This window comes from Protofrankia symbiont of Coriaria ruscifolia, assembly GCF_900634745.1.
Classification (GTDB): Bacteria; Actinomycetota; Actinomycetes; order Frankiales; family Frankiaceae; genus Protofrankia; species Protofrankia californiensis.
In genome coordinates this window covers 11,521-31,028 of sequence record NZ_CAAAFR010000152.1, presented here as the reverse complement: position 1 = coordinate 31,028, position 19,508 = coordinate 11,521, and the positions used below count along the sequence as shown (strand labels likewise).

Genomic DNA, 19,508 nt, shown 5'->3' with positions numbered 1-19,508 from the left:
CGGGCTTGCCGCCTCCGTCGGGGTCGTCACCGGGCAGGGTCTGCGCGCGATGATCCAGATCGTGCCGACCGCCGCCGCGGCCAGGGCGGGGGACGAGGTGTTCGCCGCGGGTCTGCGGCGGCTGTCAGGCCGGTTCCGTGATGTTGCCGGCCTGGTCGGCTTCGAGCTGATGGTCCCGGCGTCGGCGAATCCCCTGCTGCTCAACGGCGCCGTGCGGGCGGAGGACACCCACCATCTGCTCTGGCGAAACAGCTCAGCCTCGTTCGACCCGACCGCGAGCACAGCGACCAACGACGAGGCGGCGCTCCTGGTCGGCTGGGCGGCCGGGGATCCGGCGACCGTGCTGCGGTTGGTGTCGGCTGCCGAGACCGCGCAGATCGGATGGTTCTTCGACCGGCCGTTGACCGGCACGACCCTCGCCGTCCTCGCCAGGCCCTACCCCTCCGCGGTCGCGGGCGTTCCGGTGAGCTCGACCTACAATCCGTCCGGACGGCTGCTCGCCTTGTCCTACCTGCCGGTGTCCCCGACAGGTAGTGCCTTCCGTCGCGGAGTCGCGACCCAGATCCGTGTCCCGGTCGGCGCCTACCCCGACGGCTACCTGGTGCGGGCGTCCGGGGCCACGGTCGTCTCCGCCCCTGGCGCGGGTGTGGTCTGCCTGGCCACCGATACGGGAGCGGCCCGGGTGGACGTCCGGATCGAGCCGGCGCCCGCCGGTGGGGCTCCGCCGGTCGCGCCGCCGCCTCCCGGTGATCCATGCCCGCAGGCCGGTGCGACAACCCCGGCTGGTACCACGACCCCGGCCGGTCAGACCGGCCGCGGCGGCCACAGCGACGGCAGAGCCGCTGACAGAGCCGCTGACAAGGTCGCCGATGACGACGTGAACGGCGTGCTGCTATGGGCGCTGCCGCTGGCCGGCGCCACGGGGACGGCGGTTGTTCTGGGCGGACTGTTGTGGACGACACGTCGTGGTCGCCGTCGCGGCCTGGTGACCGGCGGAGGATGAGCGTCCCGTTTCGGGAGGTCGGCAGGCAGACTGGATCGGTGGCCAGCCGATATCTCTACGACACCGAGTTCATCGAACGCTCGGAGGGGGGCCACCTCTGGCTGGATCTGGTGAGCATCGGAATCGTCAGCGAGGACGGCACCCGGGAGTACTACGCCGTGTCCACCGAGTTCGACCCGGCCTTCGCGGTGCCGTGGGTGCGGCGCAACGTCCTGGACAAACTCCCGCCGCCGTCCGATCCCAGCTGGCGGTCGCGGGCGCGCATCCGCTCCGACATCATCGAGTTTCTCGGCCTGGCCGGGCCTCCGGAGCTGTGGGCCTGGTATGCCGCCTACGACCATGTGGTGCTCTGCCAGCTTTTCGGCACGATGACCGATCTTCCCCGGCTGTTTCCCCGCTTCACCCGGGATCTGCGCCAGCTCTGGGAGGATGTCGGCCGTCCACCGCTGCCGCCTCCCCCGCACGACGCCCACGACGCGCTCGCCGACGCCCGGCACAACCTCGACCGGTGGCGGATACTGGCACCGCTGCGGGCCCGGCTGTCCCCGGCCCCCGCGAAGTGAAGCTTCCGTGAAGTACGGCTTCCGGGCCGGGAAATTCCCCACGCCACGGGTGCCGGATGTGTTTCTCCGAGCACGTCCATGGGATTACGCTTCCGACCTGACAGGAGTGGCTCGTCACAGGCTAAGACCATTAAGTGACCAGGGGGCCTGGGTCTCCCGGATCTGCCAGGTCGGCTTTCGGATCTCGGACCCGGCGGGGACCTCGGGCGCGAAAAAGATGATCGCGCCGCCTTTGGTCCGCTAGGAGGTACACGGAGTGCGGATCGGAGTACTGACAGGTGGCGGGGACTGCCCCGGGCTGAATGCTGTCATTCGGGCAGTCGTCCGTAAAGGTACGGATGTCTACGGACATTCTTTTGTCGGCTTCCGGGACGGTTGGCGAGGTCCGCTGCAGAATGCCACCGTGCCGCTGGGAGTCGAGGCGGTGCGGGGAATTCTCCCACGCGGCGGTACTATTCTCGGATCCAGCCGCACAAATCCCTACAAGGAGGACGACGGCGTCGCGCGTATTCGGGACACCCTGGCCGCGCACGCGGTCGACGCACTGATCGCGATCGGTGGGGAGGACACGCTGGGGGTGGCCGCCCGGCTGCACGACGAAGGCATCCCGGTCGTCGGCGTGCCCAAGACCATCGACAACGACCTGTCCGCCACCGACTACACCTTCGGCTTCGACACCGCTGTCAACATCGCGATGGAGGCCATCGACCGGCTGCACACCACCGCGGAGAGCCATCACCGTGTCCTCATCGTCGAGGTGATGGGACGCCATGCGGGGTGGATAGCGCTGCACAGCGGTATGGCGGGCGGGGCCAACGTGATCCTTCTTCCGGAGCGGCCGTTCGACATCGACAAGGTCTGCGCCTTCGTCGAGCACCGCTTCGCCTCCCACTACGCGCCGATCATCGTGGTGGCGGAGGGCGCCGTCCCGGTGGCCGGTTCCTTGACCGTCAAGGAGGGGGAGCTGGACGCCTTCGGCCACGTCCGGCTCCAGGGGATCGCCTCCGTGCTGGAGACCGAGATCCGTGGACGGACGGGGCGGGAGTCCCGCGCGACCGTGCTCGGGCACGTCCAGCGGGGCGGCACCCCGACGGCGTTCGACCGGTGGCTGGCGACCCGCTTCGGCCTGCACGCCGTCGATGCCGCGCACGACGGTGCCTGGGGCACGATGGTGGCGTTGCGCGGTACCCGTATCGACCGGGTGCCGTTGGCGGAGGCGACCCGGGAGCTCAAACTGGTGCCGGAGGAGCTCTATGCCGAGGCCGAGGTTTTCTTCGGTTAGCAGGCCGAAGGCGGCGCGATCGTGTTTTCGCGCCGCTGGAAGGCCCAGGTTTCCGGGACGCTACGGGTGACGCTACGGGTGACGCCATGGGCGGTCGATCTGTGCTGCTCTGCCGGCGGTCGGGGAACACCGGGGATGACTGACGTGGTACCGCGGTCGGCCGTACCCTGTAACACTGTGGAAGAACTCGACGCTTGGCGGACCCTGCCGGCCAAGCAGCAACCGAACTGGCCCGACCAGGCAGAGCTGGCTGCGGTCCGCGGCCGGTTGGCGGTACTGCCGCCGCTGGTCACCGCACCTGAGGTTCGGATTCTGACCGAACGGCTCGCGGCGGTCGCCCGGGGTGAGGCATTTCTGCTCCAGGGCGGCGACTGCGCGGAGACCTTTGCCGCGAACACCGCCAACAAGATTCGTGACAAGGTGAAGACGCTGCTGCAGATGGCGGTCGTGCTCACCTATGGCGCAAGCGTGCCGGTGGTGAAGGTCGCCCGGATCGCCGGCCAGTACGCCAAGCCCCGGTCGGCCGACATCGAGGCCAGCACCGGGCTTCCCTCCTACCGCGGTGACGCGGTGAACGACATCGCCGCCACGGCCCAGGCCCGCCGGCCCGATCCCGGCCGCATGCTGGATGCCTACCATGCCAGCGCGGTCGCGCTGAACCTCATCCGTGCCTTCGCGACCGGCGGTTTCGCCGATCTGTCCAAGGTGCACGAATGGAACAAGGCGTTCGTGCGGGATTCGGCGGCCGGGCGTCGCTACGAGATGATGGCGACCGACATCGAGCGGGCCCTGTCATTTATGGCCGCCTGTGGCATCGATCTCGAGCGCACGCCGACACTGCACGGCGTCGAGCTGTTCACTAGTCATGAGGCGCTGCTGTTGGATTACGAACGGGCGCTCACCCGCAGGGAGGACGCCACCGGTTCGATCTACGATCTTTCGGCGCATATGGTGTGGATCGGCGAACGAACCCGTGATCTCAGCGGGGCCCATGTGGACCTGATGTCACGGATCGGTAATCCTCTCGGTTGCAAGGTGGGTCCGAACGCCTCGCCCGACGTGGTACTGGCTCTTGCCGACCGGCTCAACCCCGACCATGTTCCCGGCCGGCTCACGCTCATCACCCGAATGGGCGCCGGTCGCATTCGGGACGCGCTTCCCGCGATTGTTGAGAAGGTCAACTCCGCCGGACATCCGGTGGTGTGGTCGTGTGACCCGATGCACGGCAACACCCGTGACATCAACGGCGTGAAGACCCGGCACTTTGACGACGTCCTCGACGAGGTGCTCGGCTTCTTCGAGGTCCACAGGCTACTCGGTACCCATCCCGGAGGGGTACACATCGAGCTGACCGGGGACAACGTCACCGAGTGCCTCGGTGGTGGCGAACGGATCGGCGAGGCCGATCTGGCCGGCCGGTACGAGACCGCCTGCGACCCGCGGCTGAACACCGGTCAGGCCCTTGAGCTCGCCTTCCTCGTTGCGGAGATGCTGCAGCAGATCAATGCGGCCCGCTCCCAGATCCGGTGATCACCATTCGGTGATCGTGGACTGGTGCTGGTGCCGGTGGTCCCGATCTGGTGATCTTGGGATCGTGATCGTGCCCCGACGGGGCCGCCCGAGGCCAGCGGGTGGTCAAGCCGGTGCGCCGGTACCGGTGGGCTGTACGGAGCCATCCGCATCGGCCGGGGGCGGTGTGTCCGGCGCCTTCGGCGCGCTGGTGGTCGCCGCGACGGTCGGGGCGTGCGGGTTCTCGGAGGAGCGCGTTGCAGGCACGTTCGGGTTGCCGGCAACGCCCGCGGTGCGGGTCTGCGACGGGCTCGGGACCGCCGCGGGGCTGCCGCCGGCCTCCGGCGAGGCGTTCACGGTCACGGGAGGGGTTAAGCCGGAGGCCGGCACCGGTCGCGGTGGGCGTGAGGTGTCCGCCTGGCTGGGTGCGCCTTGCGCCGCCGGTGGGGTGATGTCGGAGGTGCTGAGGGTATCGTGGACTCCGTGCATGTAGTCGAGGGCCTTGGCCGTCATGGTGTGCAGGGGGCCGTCCGGCAGGCTGTCCAGCAGGACGTGCAGGTCCCGTGACTGGTCGTCGGTGAAGTCCTGCACGGTCCGAAACGCATCCTGGCTACCGTTACGGGCCTCGGGGACCAGCACGTTCCCACCGACGGACGCTTCGTGCTGCCAGGCTGTCAGCAGGTTGCGCACGTCAACGGTCTTCTTCGGCAGCCGTCCGTCATCCATGATCGAGTTGATCTCGTCGAGCCTGGTGCGGGCGATGTCGAAATGGATCTTGGCTTTTTCGACCGGGCTGCTGGTGAGGTCGAGCTGGATGTGCTCGACGCGGAGCTTGAGCCCGTACAAGGGCTCGCCGGGGACCGCCCGATGGGTCCCGACAGCGATACCGGCCACCACGACGGATGTCGCCAGAGCACCGAGCAGGCCCGGACGTGAACCGATGATGTTCCAGGAGACGGCCGTCCGGGATGTGGCGGTCCGGGAGAGGACGCTTCGGAGGCCGGGGATGAGGAGGGCGGGTGCCGGATCCTTCGCTGGCAGCGCACCCGCGTTCGGGGCGCCAGCGCCAGGGGTCTGCGCCTGCGAGACCTGCGAGATCTCAGCGTTCGGCGGCTGAGCGGTCAGGCCCTGGGCGAGCAGCCTGGCACGCAGCGCCGTGCGGAACTCCGGGCGCGGTGACACCGGTTCGTAGGCGCGCAGCGCCGCGACAACGTCCTGCCGCTCGCGGTCGCCCGCGCGGGCGGCAGACGGCCTGCTGTTGATCAGCCGGTCGAAACGTTCGGCTCGTCGTCCCGTGAGCAGTACTCCCACCGGAGTCCCCCTGTTTCCCCCTGCACGGTGCGCCGACCGGGCGCTCGCTGCCACCCGAATACACCGTCAGCCCCCATGGTGACGGAGGACACCCCGTATGGGCACGCATCTCGCTCTCGCGGTCGAGGGTGATTCGTCCGGACAGCCGAAGTATGCCGGGAAGATGTCCGCCTGGAACAGTCATATGACAATTACCAGAACTATCCGACGGTGAGGGTCACTTTAGTACCCCGTTCGACTTTGGTGCCGGCGGGTGGGTCCGTGCTCCTGACCGTGTTGTCGTTCTCGAAGAGGGAGAAGTCGTCGCGCTCGGGTCGCAGCCCGCGACGTTGCAGTTCGCGGGCGGCGACCTGATATCTCTGGCCGACGACGTCGGGTACTTCGACCATCTGGCCACCGCCGTCCCCGCCGTCCGACTGAGGCCCCCTGGACACCAGCACGGTGACGACCGAGCCGCGGGCGACCGGCTGCCCCGGATCGGGGGAGGTACGTATGACGTTTCCGCTTTCGACGGTTTCGTCGTTCACGTCGATCCGCGTCACCTTGAGCCCGAGGGCACCCAGCTGGGTCTGGGCCGTGGCAAAGGGCATGTTGACGAGGTTGGGGACCGTCACCATGGCCGGCCCGGAGCTGACGATCAGCGTCACCTGGGCGCCCACCGTGAGTTCGGCGCCCCCGCTCGGGTCCGTCCTGATCACATTGCCGGCCGCGATCGTGTCGTTGGCCTCTGTGCGTGGCGTACTGGAGACGTTGAGTTGCTGGCGGGTGAGACGGGCCTGGGCCTCCGCCACCGACAGGGTGGCGACGTCGGGCACGCGGACCTGCGCCCTGCCCAGGCTCAGGCGTATCCGCACGGTACTGCCGCGCACTGCCTCGGTGGCGCTGGCCGGTTCCTGCCCCATGACCTTCCCGTCGGGGACGGTGTCGCTGGTGGCGGCCTCGTCGTAGGCCACAGCGAACCCGGCATCGGTCAGTGCCTGCACCGCCGCCGCCCGGTCGAGACCCGCCAGCGGCGGAACCCGCACCTTGCCCGGCCCGGACAATGCCCTGGTCGCGACGAGCCCGCAGACCAGGGCGACGGCCACGATCACGGCTACCATCACAGGCCTGCCGCGGGACCGGCGGAGTGGGAGCCGGTAGCGCCACCCGGGCGGCAGGTGGCCGCCCAGGGCAAGGCCGGCGGTCGCGCGCGGCCTGCTTCGGTGGTGAAAACCGGCGCTGTGAGCGCTGTGAGCCCCGTTGCCGGCGGGGTCCCCGGTCGGTTCCGGCAGGTAGGGCAGGACGCGGTGCAGTTCGTCGAGCATGGCGGCCCCGTCAGCCGGCCGCATGTTCGGGTCGCGTGCCGTGGCGTGCAGCACCAGGCCGTCCAGTTCGGCTGGGATTCCCTGCGCGGCTGTCGACGGTGCGGGGACCTCGCCGTGCACCGACTGGTAGGCCACGGACATCGGGGTGGCGCCGGTGTGGGGCAGCACCCCGGTGAGCATCTCGTACAGGACGACCCCGGCGGCGTAGACGTCGCTACGGGTACTGGCGGAGCCGTCGCTGACCTGCTCAGGCGCCAGGTAGCCGACGGTCCCCATCACAACGCCCTGGGTCATGGCGTAGGTCGCCTGGTTGAGCGGCCGGGCGAGCCCGAAGTCGGCGACCTTCACCTGGCCGTCGTAGCCGAGCAGGATGTTCTCCGGCTTGATGTCGCGGTGGATGATCCCCGCGTCGTGGGCCGCCGCGAGAGCCTCGAGGACCGGTTCGATGATCTCGATGGCTTCGGTGGGGATCAGCCGCCCGCGGCTGCCGATGAACTGCCGCAGGGTCTGGCCGCGCACGAGCTCCATCACGAGGTACATCACCGGGCCGCTGGGTCCGTGATCGCTGCCCTGGTCGAGAATGGAGACGACGCACGGGGTGTTCAGCCGCGCGGCGGCGGTGGCCTCCCGCTGGAAACGACGGAGGTAGTCCTCGTCGTGCGCGAACGCGGGATGCATGACCTTGAGAGCGACCAGCCGGTCAAGCCGGTTGTCATGAGCGACGTAGACCGTCGCCATACCGCCGACGGCGATGCGTTCCTGCGCGGTATAGCGCCCGTCCAGCAACCGTCCGATGACGGGGTCTGCGACGGTCGCGTCCACGTTGAACAGCTTAGAGCGCTCGACGGCGACGCCGAAATCCGGCACCGCGACCATACCCGGTCCAGTATGAACGGGGTGGGCCGCCACCGGGACGAGCCACCCGCCGTGACACCTGGCAAGTCGACGCCGCAGGCGCCGCCGAGCGGGCCAAAAGCAGCACGATCATGGTTTTTTCGCGCTGCCGGAGGCCCCGGTCCCCGGAGCGCCAGAAGGCCAAAGGCGGGCGTCGGCAGGCGTCAACGGCCGGTATTCATCTGGGACGGTGACTGCGGTTTCTGCCAGGCCGGTGTCGGATTTCTCACCCGCTATCTCAGCGCGGTCCCGGACGTCTGGCCCTGGCAGGCGGTTGATCTGCACCGGCTCGGCCTGACCGAGGAGCAGGCACGGGACGCCGTCCAGTGGGTGGGCATGGATGGCGCGGTGCACTCAGGTGCGCAAGCGGTGGCCGCGTGGATGACCCTGTCCCGGCAGCCATGGCGGACGCTGGGCAAACTTGTTCAACGCCCCCTGCCCGGCCGCGCCGCCGCCGCCGTCTATGCCCAGGTGTGTCGCAACCGGGGCCGGCTGCCTTCCCCGACCTGGCGCGGATTGTGGTTGTGGGCACGGGGTTTGTGTGGGGGTGCGCCGGCCGGCAGCTGCGGGCCGGCGGGTACACCGCCGCGCTGATCCTCCTCGTCACCGGCGTTTCATGACCGGACCCCCTGTGGGTTTGCCGACCGGCTAATTACTACAGTGCCTGCGTGCCCCGCATTCACCTGGTCTCGAACCTTCCCGGCGCCAGCGCACTCGGTGACCATCTGCGGGGCGCGGGGCTCGGGCCCACATCCGCGCGGTCCGCGGACGCGCTGCTCGTCCTCATCGACCGGCCACTGGACAGCGGCGAGCAGGATGTGCTGGACCGCGCGCGCCAGTCCGTCCCGGTGCTGCTCGCCGGTCCCACCCTGCGGTCGCTGCCACCTGACAGCCCGCTGGTCGAGGCGTCCGGGCTGGTGCCGGGCCGGGTGACGCCGGTCCATGAACTCTGGCTGTTACCGGGCCCGGACGGCGCGGAGTTCACCACGCGTATCGGCGACTTCCGCCCGGTCGACCAGTGGGTCGTGCCCGACAAGCTTGCCGACGACGTGGAACAGCTGTTGATGGTGCGCCATGAGCTGGCAGTCCATCCGGTGTGCACCTGGCGTCCGTCGACGGGCCTGGGCATGCTCACACTCGGTTCGGGTGACAGGACGCTCGCTGATCCTGCTTACCATCGCCTGATCGGACGCTGGTTACGCCACGCCCTCGGCGTGCGTGACGCGCCGCCGGTGCGGGTGGGGCTGCTCGGGACGGCCGAATCCGCAGCCTTCCACCATATGGCCGTCGACGTGACCGAGGGTCTGGAGATGGCCGCGATCTGCGACGGCGCGTCGCGCCCGCCGGGACGTGCCGGGGACCGCGCCGCCCGCCGGATCGTCAATCCGGCCGACCTGGTCGGTGATCCCGAAATCGATCTGATGATCGTCGCCACGCCGACGCACACCCACACGGAGTGGGCGATGCGGGCGCTCGAGGCCGATAAGCACGTCGTGATCGAGCATCCGTTCTGCCTGTCCACGCGGGAAGCCGATGATCTTATAGCCGCGGCCTCCGAGCGGGGGCTCGTCCTGGTGGTCCATCCCGACCAGCGGGACGATCTCGGTTACCGTGCGTTGCACGATGCGCTCCGGGCAGGTGCGGTCGGTGACGTACTGTGGCTGGAGACGTTCCAGGGCGGCTTCGCGCGTCCCGCCGGGACCTGGCACGACGACGCCAGGGTCAGCGGAGGGGTCGTCTACGACCGCGGTTTCGCTCACCTGGACTGGATCCTCGACCTGCTCACCGAACCCGTCGAGTGGGTGTCGGCAACCGCGCACAAACGGGTGTGGCACCACGTGAGCAACGCCGACCACACCCGCATCCTGCTGCACTTCGCCGGCGGCGCCGAGGCCCAGATCACGATCTCCGATCTCGCCGCCGCGCAGATGCCCAGGTTCCATGTGGTCGGAACGACCGGCTCCGTCGTCAGCGAGATCCCCGCCGAGCCGGTCGTCCCCGGCCCGCGGTCCGGACGGCACGCCGAGCGGGTGCTCGGTGCCTCCGCCGGCCAGCTGAACCTGGTCGCCGGCAACGGCAGCCGGACCCGGCTGCCGTTGCCGCCGCCGCCGGTCACCTCGGTCTTCCACAACCAGCTCGCCGACCTGCTCGTGTCCGGCTGGCCCATGCAGCACACCGTGGAGGTGGCTCGGCGGGTGGTCGCCGTGATGGAGGCGGCCACCCAGTCAGTGGCCACCGGTGGGGCTCCGGTCACCCCGGTATGACCAATAACTGTTTCTCGGTGTTTACTTTGACCATGGAGTGGCTGACCCTGCCCGATGTCGCCGACCGGCTCGGGGTGCCCATCACGCGGGTGCGTCAGATGGTGCGGGACCGCAAGTTGCTCGCCGTACGATCCGAGGGAGTGCTGCGGGTCCCGGTCGAGTTCATCCAGGATGGCGCGCTTCTCAAGGGCCTCCCGGGCCTGCTGACCGTGCTCTCCGACGCCGGCTTCACCGACGAGGAGTCGATGGACTGGCTCTTCCGGGAAGATCCGACCCTTCCCGGCACCCCGGTGCGTGCCCTGGCGGAGAACCGTGGCAGGGAGGTCAAACGCCGGGCCCAGGCCCTCGCCTTCTGACCGCGGCTGGTCGTCGTCCTGCGTGCGTGGCCGGCCCGTAGGGTCGGGGCATGACACAGGATGCTGGTGCCGCCAGGTCGTATGCGCGGTCACCGGGGGCGGAGGCGCGTCTGGTCCGGCTGGCCGATGCCAGGCTGTACCTGTGTCTCGGGCTGCGACCGGCTCTGCCGGCGTTCCTCGACGAGGTGCTCGTCGGCGGGGTGGACGTCGTCCAGCTTCGCGAGAAGGGTCTGGAGTGGCAGCCCGAAGCCGATGAGCTCGCCGTGGTGCGGGAGGCCGCGCAGCGGCGGGGGGCGCTGGTCAGCGCCAACGACCGTGCCGATCTCGCCGCCTTCACCGGCGTTGATGTGCTGCATGTCGGCCAGCACGACATCCCGCCCCGGCTTGCCCGCCGGCTGCTCGGCCCGGACGTGCTGATCGGCCTGTCCACCCATGATCCCGACCAGCTCGCCGCGGCGATCGAGGATCCCGATGTGGACTACTTCTGCGTCGGCCCGGTATGGGCGACGCCCACGAAACAGGGACGCGCGCCGGTCGGGCTGGAGCTGCCGCGCCTGGCCGCCCGGCTCGCCCCACCGTTCACTCCCGGTGCCAAGCCCTGGTTCGTCACCGGGGGCGTGGACGCATTCACCCTGGACGAGGTTCTCGACACCGGCGCCCGGCGGGTCGTGGTCGTCCGGGGCATCACGCAGGCCGAGGAACCGGGATCGGCCGCCGCGGCCCTGGCCGGCCGGCTGCGCGCAGCCTGAGCCCCGGCCACGGGTAGCCCGATACCCTTGGACGGACGGGCCCGATCACACGCTCGGAACGAGCCCGCTGCGTAACCTGTTCGTCCGTCGGCGGTAACGGTCCAGACGGTCATGCCTCCGGTGGCCGTGGATTCGGTCCCGGCGCTTGGGACAAACCGTAGATGCGTTGGCTATGGTGCATGCATGGCGACTTTGCGGATCTCAGATGCAGCCGGGCTGTTGGGCGTCAGCGACGACACCGTCCGGAGGTGGGCCGATGCCGGCAGGCTGCCGCTGGTACGGGACGACAGCGGGCGCCAGGCCGTCGAGGGTGCCGCGCTGGCCCAGTTCAGCAAGGAGCTTGCGGCCTCGGCCGACCGGCCTCCGGCTGCGGACGCCGCCGTGGTGGGGGAGTCGGCCCGTAACCGCTTCCCCGGGATCGTGACCCGGGTGGTACGCGACGGTGTGATGGCCCAGGTCGAGATCCAGGCCGGTCCGCACCGGGTCGTGTCCCTGATGAGCCGCGAGTCCGCCGACGAGCTCGGCCTCGAACCGGGCGTGGTCGCCGTGGCTTCGGTGAAGTCGACGAACGTGGTGATGGAGCTTCCGGCGCAGCGTCGCTGACGCCGCGCAACACCGGTGCCGGTCGGTTCTTTCCGGTCTTTCCAGACTTGCCAGCTTGCGGGGACGGATGAAAGCGCGATCGAAGAACTCGGCCGGGGCATTTGTCGCTTGTGTGCTGCCCGATGTTGGTGAGGCGGTCCGCGCCGAGGCCGGGTTCTCTCCCGCGACGTGAGCCGGATCCCCGTGGTTACCGGCCGCCTCCGCCGGCCCCGCACCTCTATCCCGCCCTCTGCCTCCGCCCGCTCGTCGGGTCGCAGCGGGGGGCGGGTACCGGTTCCGCTGGCGGTCGCGAGCGGCATCGCCATCGTGTTCCTCCTGCTCCCGCTGGCCGGACTGCTCGTGCGGGTGCCCTGGCGCAACCTGCCGGACCTGCTGACCGAGCCCGGTGTGCGCGAGGCGCTGCGGCTGTCCCTGGTGACCGCGACCATCGCGACCGCGCTGTCGTTGGCGGTGGGTGTGCCGCTGGCCTGGTTGCTGGCCCGGGTGGCCTTCCCCGGTCGTGGGCTGTTACGTGCGATGATCACTGTGCCGCTCGTGCTGCCTCCCGTGGTCGGTGGGGTGGCGTTGTTGCTGGCGTTCGGGCGCCGGGGAATCGTCGGTCGCTACCTCGACGCCTGGTTCGGGATCACCCTCCCGTTCACCACCGCCGGGGTGGTCGCGGCGGAGGCGTTCGTGGCGATGCCGTTCCTGATCGTCGCGGTCGAGGGGGCGTTACGGTCGGCAGACCGGCGGTTCGAGGACGCCTCCGCCACCCTTGGCGCAAGCCGGTGGGTGACGTTTCGCAGGGTCACCCTCCCGATGATCGCGCCGTCGCTCGGTGCGGGCGGGGTCCTGTGCTGGGCACGCGCGCTCGGCGAGTTCGGGGCGACCATCACCTTTGCCGGCAACTTTCCGGGCACCACCCAGACGATGCCGCTGGCGGTCTATCTCGCCCTGGAGACCGATCCGGACGCGGCGGTCGCACTGTCCCTGGTGCTGCTCGCCGTGGCCGTGGGCGTGCTGGCCCTGCTGCGTGACCGGTGGCTACGCCCCGGGGCAGCCCTGTGAGGAGGATCGACACCGCTGTCGCCGCCGGGCCGCCCACGCAGGCGGGGTCCGCCTCCGGCGGCCCTGACCTGCCCGCCACGCCCGATGGATCCGGTGGATCCGGTGGATCCGGCGACGGTGCGTTGCGGGCCTGCCTGCGGGTGCGGCGCACCAGCGGCTTCACCCTGGACATGACACTGACCGCGACGAACGGGACGACCGTCGCCGTCCTCGGGCCCAACGGCGCGGGCAAGACCACCCTGCTGCGGGCGCTCGCCGGGCTACAGCCGGTCGACGCGGGCCGGATCAGCCTGGGCAGCTTCGTCATGGACGACCCGGAGGCGGGGATCTTCGTCCCGGCGCAGCGCCGCACGGTCGGGATGGTTTTCCAGGACTACCTGCTGTTTCCACATCTGTCCACGCGGGACAACGTCGCCTTCGGGCTTCGCTGCCGGGGGGTGTCCCGGGCCACCGCCCGGGCCGCCGCGGGGGAGTGGCTGGAGAAGTTCGGTCTGGGCGAGTTCGCCGCCCGCCGCCCTGAGGCGCTCTCCGGCGGGCAGGCCCAGCGGGTCGCGCTCGCCAGGGCGCTCGCCGCCGGCCCGCGGCTGCTGCTGCTGGACGAGCCGCTGGCGGCGCTGGATGCGTCCACCCGGCTGGCCGTCCGGGCGGATCTGCGCCGTCATCTGACCGGTTTCGGCGGCCCGTCCGTGCTGGTGACCCACGACCCGATCGAGGCCATGGTGCTCGCCGACCACGTTGTCATCATCGAGGCGGGACGCGTGGTGCAACAGGGTCCGCCGGCGGAGGTGGCACGCCGGCCCCGGACCGACTATGTGGCCCGGCTCGTCGGGCTGAACCTGTACCGGGGCGAGGCCGCAGCAGGTGTCGTGCGGCTGCGCGGCGGTGGCGCGCTCACCGTCGCGGACAGGTCGATCACCGGTCCTGTGCTGGCCGCGCTGCGGCCGTCCGCGGTCATGCTCGGCGTCGTCGAGCCGCACGGCAGCGCCCGCAACACGCTGACCGGCCGGGTCGCCGGGCTGGAACTGCTGGGAGACCGTGCCCGCGTCGCGGTGGACACCAACCCCGCCCTGCTTGCCGACGTCACCCCCGCGGCCCTGGCCGAACTGCGACTGGAACCGGGGCTGCGGGTCTGGGCGTCGTTCAAGGCAACAGACATCGAGACCTACCCCGACCAGGCCTAAGTAACGTCGATCTGGCCCCTGCCCGCCCGGTCGCGGCAGGCGCGGCAGGTGCGGCAGGCGCGGCAGGCGCGGCAGGCGGGAGGAGGGTCAGGGCAGCCGGGAGGAGAAGACCATCGACAGGGCTGCGGCTGCCAGGCCCAGGGACAGGGACAGGCCGACGAACCAGGTGGTGATCTCGTGGAATTCGTTGCGGTAGCCGATGGAACTGCCGAGGCCCTCGTATACCGAACGCAGCTCGTCCCCGGACACGGCCCGGTGGTAGGAGCCCTCGGTCGTCCGCGCGATCTCGCGCAGCGCCTCCTGGTTGACCGGGACGGGGATCTGCTGGCCGCCCACCTCGAGGGTGCCGTCCGCGGTGCCGTAGGCGATCGTGTCGACCGGCACCCCCGCGTCCTTGGCGGTCTCGGATGCCTGGGCGTTCGGGCGTCCCCGCTGGGTCTCTCCGTCGGAGAGCAGCACGATGGCCGCCGGCGGTGGCGTCCCGCCGTCCGCGGCGAGCTGTTCCCCCGCGGTCGTGATGGCCTGCAGACCGGCGAAGATGCCCTCACCGATCGCGGTGGACGGCCCGAGTTGCAGGCCGCGGATGCCGGAGCGGACGGCCTGGCGGTCGGTGGTCGGTGGGACGAGGACCGCCGCTGATCCGGAGAACGACACCAGCCCCAGGTTGATCCGCGGCGGCAGCTGGTCGATGAACGCGTTGGCACCGTCCTTGGCCGCCTCGAGACGGTTGGGCGAGACGTCGGTGGCCGCCATCGAGTTCGACACGTCGACCGCCAGAATGATCGTCGCGCGTTCGCGGGGGACCCGCTGCACCCGAGCCGGCCGGGCGAGGGAGAACACCATGGTGGCCAGCGTGAGCAGCAGGAGGACCGCGGGGACGTGCCGGCGCCACCACTGTGGCCGCCGTGGCATCACCGACGCCAGTAACCCGACGGCGGTGAAGCGCGCCGCATAGACGTCCCGGCGCAGCGACATCGTGATGTAGGCGGCGGCGATGGCGCTGACCAGCACCAGCAGCCACAGCCAGTGGCCGGCGAGAAAGGTCATCGCCCGGCTCCGGTGGGTCGGGGAGCAACAGGTGGGCGTCTGGCCGCGCCACGGGTCCGGCGGGTCGCCAGGACGAAACGGACGATGTCGGTGAGCCAGTCGGAGTCGGTCCGCAGGACGAGATGGCCGGCTCCGGCCCGGCGCAGCGCCGCGTCCACCTCACGGCGGTGTGCCGCGGCGGCCCGGGCGTAGGAGTCGCGCAGCCGGCGGGAGGAGGTGGGCACCGAAAGCGTCGCGCCGGTCTCCGGGTCGACCACGTCGAGCAGCCCGACGTTGGGGAGCTCGAGCTCGCGCGGGTCGACGATCTCGATGGCGAGTACCTGGTGCCGGCCGGCGAGCGCGCGCAGCGGCCGTTCCCAGGACATGTCGACCGACAGGAAGTCCGAGATCACGACGGCCATCCCGCGGCGCCGGGGTGGGTTGCGCAGCCCGTCCACAGCAGCGGCGAGATCGGTTGTGGTCGTGGTCGCGCCGCCGGGGGAGCGGCTTGGCCGGTCCAGCGCGGTCCGCGGCGACGCCAGCAGCGTCCGCAGCAATGCCCGCAGACCGTCCCGGCCGGTGCGGGCGGGGATGAGCCGCGGTCCGGAGCCGGTTGTCAGCACAAGCGCTCCCAGCCGGTTGCCGCTGCGTGCCGTGAGGTAACCGACGGCGGCCACGGCGGCGATCGCGAGGTCGCGCTTTTCCAGGTTCGAGGTGCCGAACTCAAGGCTTGCCGTCAGGTCGACGAGCACCCAGGTCTCCAGCTCGCGGTCGGCGACGAGGTCGTGCACGTGCGGGACGGTGGTCCGGGCCGTGACCGCCCAGTCCATCCGCCGGACGTCGTCCCCGATGTGGTAAGTGCGGCTTTCGGCCTTCTCCGTCCCCGATCCGGGCATCAGGCCCAGGTGGTCGCCGAGCAGCAGGCCGTCCAGGCGCCGGGTGACGGTCAGCTCGAGGCGCCGTAGGGTTCGCTCGATCGACGGGTCCGCCGCGGCTCCCCCGGGTGTGCCCTGCGGGGCGTGGATGCCGAGCCTGCCCGGTCCACCGGCTCCGCCCGGTCCACCGAACCTGTCCATTGGCTGGGTCACCTTCACCCCGACGTTTCCTGGCCGTGGTATTCGGGAAATCCGTGCGGATTGGTGGTCCAGTGCCCGGGATAGCCCTGCTGGCGAGGAGCGACCCGCGGCGCCGGGGTGCCACGCAGGACCCGTTCGGCGATGGCCCGCGCGGACAGCCCCTCCGCAAGGGCCTCGTAGGACAGCACCAGCCGGTGCGGCAGCACGTCCAGAGCGACCGCGGCGACGTCGTCCGGAACGACGTAGTCCCGACCGCGCAGCATCGCCAGCGCCCGTGCCGCCGCGACCAGGCCGAGTGACGCGCGCGGTGACGCGCCATAGGCGAGATGGCCGGTGAGTTCGGGCATCCCGAATTCGGCCGGCGTCCGGGTCGCCAACACCATGCGGACCGCGTAGTCGGCGATCGCGTGATGCACGAACACGTCGGCGGCGCGTTCCTGTAGTTTGATCAGCGTCGGCGGGTCCAGGACACGCTCGGCCCGGGGTGGTTTCACGCCCATCCGCCGGACGATTTCCAGCTCCTCGTTGGTGCTGGGATACGGCACGTCCACTTTCATCAGGAACCGGTCACGCTGCGCTTCCGGAAGCGGGTACACCCCTTCGGACTCGATCGGGTTCTGCGTTGCCAACACCAGGAACGGCGCCGGCAGCCGGTGGGTGACACCGCCCAGGGACACCTGCTGCTCGGCCATGACCTCCAGCAGCGCCGACTGCACTTTCGCGGGCGCACGGTTGATCTCGTCGGCGAGGACGAAGTTCGCGAAGATCGGCCCCAGTTCCACGTCGAAGGTCTCCCGGGTCTGCCGGTAGACCCGGGTACCGATGATGTCGGACACGACCAGGTCACTGGTGAACTGGATGCGCGTGAACGTCCCGCCGACCACCGTGGCGAGGGTCTGGACGGCGAGGGTCTTGGCCACGCCCGGCACCCCCTCCAGCAGGCAGTGTCCGCGGGCGAGCAGCGCCACCAGCATCCGCTCGATCATGTGGTCCTGGCCGACGATCACCTTCTTGACCTCGAAGAGGGCGCGTTCGAGGTGGTCGGCGTCAGTGGCCGTGTCAGGGTTGACGAGAGACTTCCCGTCGTTGGCCGGAGACTTCCCCTCCTGGTCGCGCTCGGGTGCGCCTGCCCCGGACCCGCCCGGGGCAGGCGCACCCGAGCGCGCGAGCCGTTCGTCCATGAGCTGTAGTCTCGCAGCCGACGCGGGGAATCGAGACCTCAAGCCGAACTCGTCAGCCTGTTTGAACAATGAATTAAGGCAAATTTGAGCTTTTCGCGTCGATGCGGTATCGGCTCGTTCGGTGTCCGCCCGCGGCGGACCGCGGGTAGCGGTGACGGACCGCGGGTGGCGCAGCGCGGTGGCGCAGCGCGGTGGCCGGCCGGACGCCGGGCTCGACCCGATACGGTTCCCTGCGTGCCGACTACTTCCATCGGCGGGACCCGCGGCGGGAAACACCGATGACGGATGTCCTCGTCGCCGTGGCCGCCGCTGTCCTGCTGGGTACGGCCTGCTACGGGCTCGTGCTGCTACGCCGACCGCCGCAGGAGCTCAGCCGGACGGTGGGCGGGGTGGGTGCCGTCGAGGTCCGGCTCGCCGCCGGGCGGGTTGAGATCGCCGAGGCCGACCGGGCGGACGCCCGGGTGGAGATGACCGTCCGCCGGCGTGTCGGCCGGCCGCGTCCGGCCCTGGAACGAACGGGCGAACTGCTGCGTATTGACGGGCGTGCCGGCGAGGCCCGGATACGGCTGACGCTACCGAGGGCGACCCGCGTCCGGGCCGAGGTCCGCCGCGGGGAGGTGACTCTGTGGGGATCGGACGGCGATCTCGTGCTCGTCACCGACTCCGGCACCATCGCCGGGCGGGAGCTTGGCGGAGGCGGTGTCGTCGCGCGCAGTCGCACCGGTGACGTCGTCCTGCACTTCGCCCGTCCACCCGAGAAGGTGGCGGCGTACAGCGACACCGGTGCGGTCACGGTCGTCCTGCCGAGTGGCCCGTACGCGGTCGACGTCGAGTCCGCGGACCCGGGCGCGGGTGCGGTCACCATGGGTGTTCCACTCGACGCACACGCGGAGCGGACGGTGTCGGTGCGCAGCAGGTCCGGTCGGGTACAGGTGTGCAGCCCGGCGCCCCAGGGCCCGGCACGGCTGTAGAAACGCCCGGGGGTGACGCGGTTGCGAGCCTGGGCGCTGGAGCTCCGTCTCCGGGCGTTGCGGATGCTTGTCGGATTTACCCGTTGTATCCGGTTGTTCGTCGCGGACGGGACACACACGGTTGGGTCGGGTGCCGGGTTCGGAGCGTGGCAGGGCTTACCCTCAAGGGCATGACAGCGGTCAGGAGCGTCGTGGAAACCCGAGGGCTGACCGTACGGGACTTCCTCGCCTCGGGCCGGCCGTCGTTCTCGTTCGAGTTCTTCCCGCCCAGGACTCCCGAGGGGGAGCGCCACCTGTGGACGGCGATCCGGGAGCTGGAGCCGCTGCATCCGTCCTTCGTGTCGGTCACTTATGGCGCGGGAGGGTCGACCCGGGCCGGGACTGTACGGATCACCGAACGTATCGCGACGGAGACGACCCTCACGCCGATCGGCCACCTCACCGCCGTCAACCATTCCGTATCCGAGCTGCGACAGGTGATCGGCAGCTATGCCGGAGCAGGGGTGCCCAACGTCCTGGCACTACGCGGTGATCCGCCGGGCGATCCGCAGGGGGAGTGGATCGCCCATCCCCAGGGCCTGCACCATGCCGAGGAGCTGGTACACCTCGTCCAGTCGCTCGGTGACTTCTGCGTCGGGGTTGCGGCCTTCCCGGACCGTCACCCTCGCTCGGCCGACTTCGACACCGACGCGCACTACCTGGTACGCAAGCTTGCCGCCGGCGCGGACTATGCCATCACCCAGTTCTTCTTCGGTGCGGATGCCTATTTCCGGCTGGTTGATCGGGTCCGCCGGCTCGGCTGCGAGGCACCGATCATCCCCGGGGTGATGCCGGTGACCAACGTCGCGCAGATCGAGCGGATGGCGAAGCTGTCCGGGGCGGCGTTCCCCACGGACCTGGCCAGGCGGCTGCACGCGGTGTCCGACGATCCGGCGGCTGTGCGGGCAGTCGGTGTGGAGGTTGCCGCCGACCTGTGCGAGAAGCTGCTCGCCGGCGGCGCGCCCGGTATCCACTTCATCACGTTGAACCGTTCCACCGCGACGCGAGAGGTGTTCCACTCCCTGCGCGGATGACGTGAGCCGCCGCTGCCCTGCGAGCGTTGCGGATCTGTGAGCGCCGCGGGCCCGCGGGCGCTGCGGTCTGCCGGCCGCCGGGCTTCGCTTCCTCGGCGGTTTCAGTCGTTGTCCT

The 19,508-nt window shown here is 70.3% G+C and carries 17 protein-coding genes and 1 pseudogene; 13 read left to right on the top strand and 5 right to left on the bottom strand.

Features of this window, described 5'->3' with window-relative positions; all coding sequences use genetic code 11:
- The 4 genes and pseudogenes from CV1CTNOD_RS16685 to CV1CTNOD_RS16670 form a co-directional block, all read left to right on the top strand.
- A pseudogene (locus tag CV1CTNOD_RS16685) lies at positions 1-1,003 on the top strand (hypothetical protein); the annotation flags it as partial.
- Positions 1,000-1,566: a polyadenylate-specific 3'-exoribonuclease AS gene (locus CV1CTNOD_RS16680; RefSeq protein WP_131786975.1), complete on the top strand. Its 567-nt coding sequence runs from the start codon at positions 1,000-1,002 to the stop codon at positions 1,564-1,566. The pseudogene CV1CTNOD_RS16685 and the gene CV1CTNOD_RS16680, both read left to right, overlap by 4 nt.
- A 256-nt stretch (positions 1,567-1,822) precedes the next feature.
- Entirely contained in the window at positions 1,823-2,848 is a 1,026-nt protein-coding gene (locus tag CV1CTNOD_RS16675; protein WP_131786974.1) for a 6-phosphofructokinase, read from the top strand.
- Between the two features lie 135 nt (positions 2,849-2,983).
- The gene (locus tag CV1CTNOD_RS16670; protein ID WP_131786973.1) at positions 2,984-4,378 is read left to right on the top strand and encodes a class II 3-deoxy-7-phosphoheptulonate synthase; all 1,395 of its coding nucleotides are present in this window, start codon (positions 2,984-2,986) and stop codon (positions 4,376-4,378) included.
- A gap of 105 nt (positions 4,379-4,483) precedes the next feature.
- Here CV1CTNOD_RS16670 and CV1CTNOD_RS16665 read toward each other — a convergent pair whose 3' ends face one another.
- Positions 4,484-5,668 carry a DUF5667 domain-containing protein gene (locus CV1CTNOD_RS16665; RefSeq protein WP_131786972.1) on the bottom strand — a complete coding sequence of 395 codons (1,185 nt, stop codon included), beginning with the start codon at positions 5,666-5,668 and terminating at the stop codon, positions 4,484-4,486.
- A 200-nt stretch (positions 5,669-5,868) separates the two neighbouring features.
- Positions 5,869-7,848: a Stk1 family PASTA domain-containing Ser/Thr kinase gene (gene pknB, locus CV1CTNOD_RS16660; RefSeq protein WP_131786971.1), complete on the bottom strand. Its 1,980-nt coding sequence runs from the start codon at positions 7,846-7,848 to the stop codon at positions 5,869-5,871.
- 12 nt (positions 7,849-7,860) lie between these two features.
- Between pknB and CV1CTNOD_RS16655 the strand changes: the two genes are divergently transcribed.
- From CV1CTNOD_RS16655 to CV1CTNOD_RS16625, 7 genes are all read left to right on the top strand, one after another.
- Positions 7,861-8,460, top strand: coding sequence for a thiol-disulfide oxidoreductase DCC family protein (locus CV1CTNOD_RS16655; protein ID WP_207386499.1), 600 nt, complete (start codon positions 7,861-7,863; stop codon positions 8,458-8,460).
- Between the two features lie 74 nt (positions 8,461-8,534).
- On the top strand, positions 8,535-10,130 hold the full coding sequence (locus CV1CTNOD_RS16650; protein ID WP_131786969.1) for a Gfo/Idh/MocA family protein: 1,596 nt from the start codon (positions 8,535-8,537) through the stop codon (positions 10,128-10,130).
- Positions 10,127-10,486: an Rv2175c family DNA-binding protein gene (locus CV1CTNOD_RS16645; protein ID WP_431607127.1), complete on the top strand. Its 360-nt coding sequence runs from the start codon at positions 10,127-10,129 to the stop codon at positions 10,484-10,486. The genes CV1CTNOD_RS16650 and CV1CTNOD_RS16645 overlap by 4 nt, the downstream gene beginning before the upstream one ends.
- Positions 10,487-10,536: 50 nt before the next feature.
- Complete coding sequence (thiE, locus tag CV1CTNOD_RS16640; RefSeq protein WP_131786968.1) at positions 10,537-11,235, top strand: thiamine phosphate synthase; 699 nt, start codon at positions 10,537-10,539, stop codon at positions 11,233-11,235.
- 183 nt (positions 11,236-11,418) lie between these two features.
- A complete protein-coding gene (locus CV1CTNOD_RS16635; protein ID WP_131786967.1) occupies positions 11,419-11,838 on the top strand; it encodes a TOBE domain-containing protein in 420 nt (139 codons plus the stop codon).
- A gap of 219 nt (positions 11,839-12,057) precedes the next feature.
- A complete protein-coding gene (locus CV1CTNOD_RS16630) occupies positions 12,058-12,885 on the top strand; it encodes an ABC transporter permease (protein ID WP_347402949.1) in 828 nt (275 codons plus the stop codon).
- Positions 12,882-14,066 (top strand): ABC transporter ATP-binding protein, encoded by a 1,185-nt coding sequence (locus tag CV1CTNOD_RS16625; protein ID WP_242606761.1) that lies wholly within the window; start codon positions 12,882-12,884, stop codon positions 14,064-14,066. Before CV1CTNOD_RS16630 ends, CV1CTNOD_RS16625 begins: the two co-directional genes overlap by 4 nt.
- 87 nt (positions 14,067-14,153) lie before the next feature.
- On the opposite strand, the gene CV1CTNOD_RS16620 is transcribed toward CV1CTNOD_RS16625, so the two are convergent.
- The 3 genes from CV1CTNOD_RS16620 to CV1CTNOD_RS16610 are packed head-to-tail and all read right to left on the bottom strand — an operon-like array spanning position 14,154 to position 17,349.
- Positions 14,154-15,113 carry a VWA domain-containing protein gene (locus tag CV1CTNOD_RS16620; RefSeq protein ID WP_131786966.1) on the bottom strand — a complete coding sequence of 320 codons (960 nt, stop codon included), beginning with the start codon at positions 15,111-15,113 and terminating at the stop codon, positions 14,154-14,156.
- Entirely contained in the window at positions 15,110-16,168 is a 1,059-nt protein-coding gene (locus CV1CTNOD_RS16615) for a DUF58 domain-containing protein (RefSeq protein WP_242606760.1), read from the bottom strand. Before CV1CTNOD_RS16615 ends, CV1CTNOD_RS16620 begins: the two co-directional genes overlap by 4 nt.
- 14 nt (positions 16,169-16,182) lie before the next feature.
- Positions 16,183-17,349 (bottom strand): AAA family ATPase, encoded by a 1,167-nt coding sequence (locus CV1CTNOD_RS16610; protein WP_131786965.1) that lies wholly within the window; start codon positions 17,347-17,349, stop codon positions 16,183-16,185.
- A gap of 278 nt (positions 17,350-17,627) precedes the next feature.
- Here CV1CTNOD_RS16610 and CV1CTNOD_RS16605 point away from each other — a divergent pair, with 278 nt between their 5' ends.
- Positions 17,628-18,320, top strand: coding sequence for a hypothetical protein (locus tag CV1CTNOD_RS16605; protein WP_131786964.1), 693 nt, complete (start codon positions 17,628-17,630; stop codon positions 18,318-18,320).
- Positions 18,321-18,490: 170 nt separating this feature from the next.
- Positions 18,491-19,393, top strand: coding sequence for a methylenetetrahydrofolate reductase [NAD(P)H] (metF, locus tag CV1CTNOD_RS16600; protein WP_131787008.1), 903 nt, complete (start codon positions 18,491-18,493; stop codon positions 19,391-19,393).
- Positions 19,394-19,508 lie beyond the last annotated feature (115 nt).

What these genes read in the sequence shown, in the direction of transcription:
- CV1CTNOD_RS16605 (WP_131786964.1), top strand. Translation starts at nt 17,628, where the DNA reads ATGACGGATGTCCTCGTCGCCGTGGCCGCCGCTGTCCTGCTGGGTACG.
- CV1CTNOD_RS16680 (WP_131786975.1), top strand. Translation starts at nt 1,000, where the DNA reads ATGAGCGTCCCGTTTCGGGAGGTCGGCAGGCAGACTGGATCGGTGGCC.
- CV1CTNOD_RS16635 (WP_131786967.1), top strand. Translation starts at nt 11,419, where the DNA reads ATGGCGACTTTGCGGATCTCAGATGCAGCCGGGCTGTTGGGCGTCAGC.
- CV1CTNOD_RS16655 (WP_207386499.1), top strand. Translation starts at nt 7,861, where the DNA reads ATGAACGGGGTGGGCCGCCACCGGGACGAGCCACCCGCCGTGACACCT.
- CV1CTNOD_RS16670 (WP_131786973.1), top strand. Translation starts at nt 2,984, where the DNA reads ATGACTGACGTGGTACCGCGGTCGGCCGTACCCTGTAACACTGTGGAA.
- CV1CTNOD_RS16620 (WP_131786966.1), bottom strand. Translation starts at nt 15,113, where the DNA reads ATGACCTTTCTCGCCGGCCACTGGCTGTGGCTGCTGGTGCTGGTCAGC.
- CV1CTNOD_RS16615 (WP_242606760.1), bottom strand. Translation starts at nt 16,168, where the DNA reads ATGGACAGGTTCGGTGGACCGGGCGGAGCCGGTGGACCGGGCAGGCTC.
- thiE (WP_131786968.1), top strand. Translation starts at nt 10,537, where the DNA reads ATGACACAGGATGCTGGTGCCGCCAGGTCGTATGCGCGGTCACCGGGG.
- CV1CTNOD_RS16645 (WP_431607127.1), top strand. Translation starts at nt 10,127, where the DNA reads ATGACCAATAACTGTTTCTCGGTGTTTACTTTGACCATGGAGTGGCTG.
- CV1CTNOD_RS16610 (WP_131786965.1), bottom strand. Translation starts at nt 17,349, where the DNA reads ATGGACGAACGGCTCGCGCGCTCGGGTGCGCCTGCCCCGGGCGGGTCC.
- pknB (WP_131786971.1), bottom strand. Translation starts at nt 7,848, where the DNA reads ATGGTCGCGGTGCCGGATTTCGGCGTCGCCGTCGAGCGCTCTAAGCTG.
- metF (WP_131787008.1), top strand. Translation starts at nt 18,491, where the DNA reads ATGACAGCGGTCAGGAGCGTCGTGGAAACCCGAGGGCTGACCGTACGG.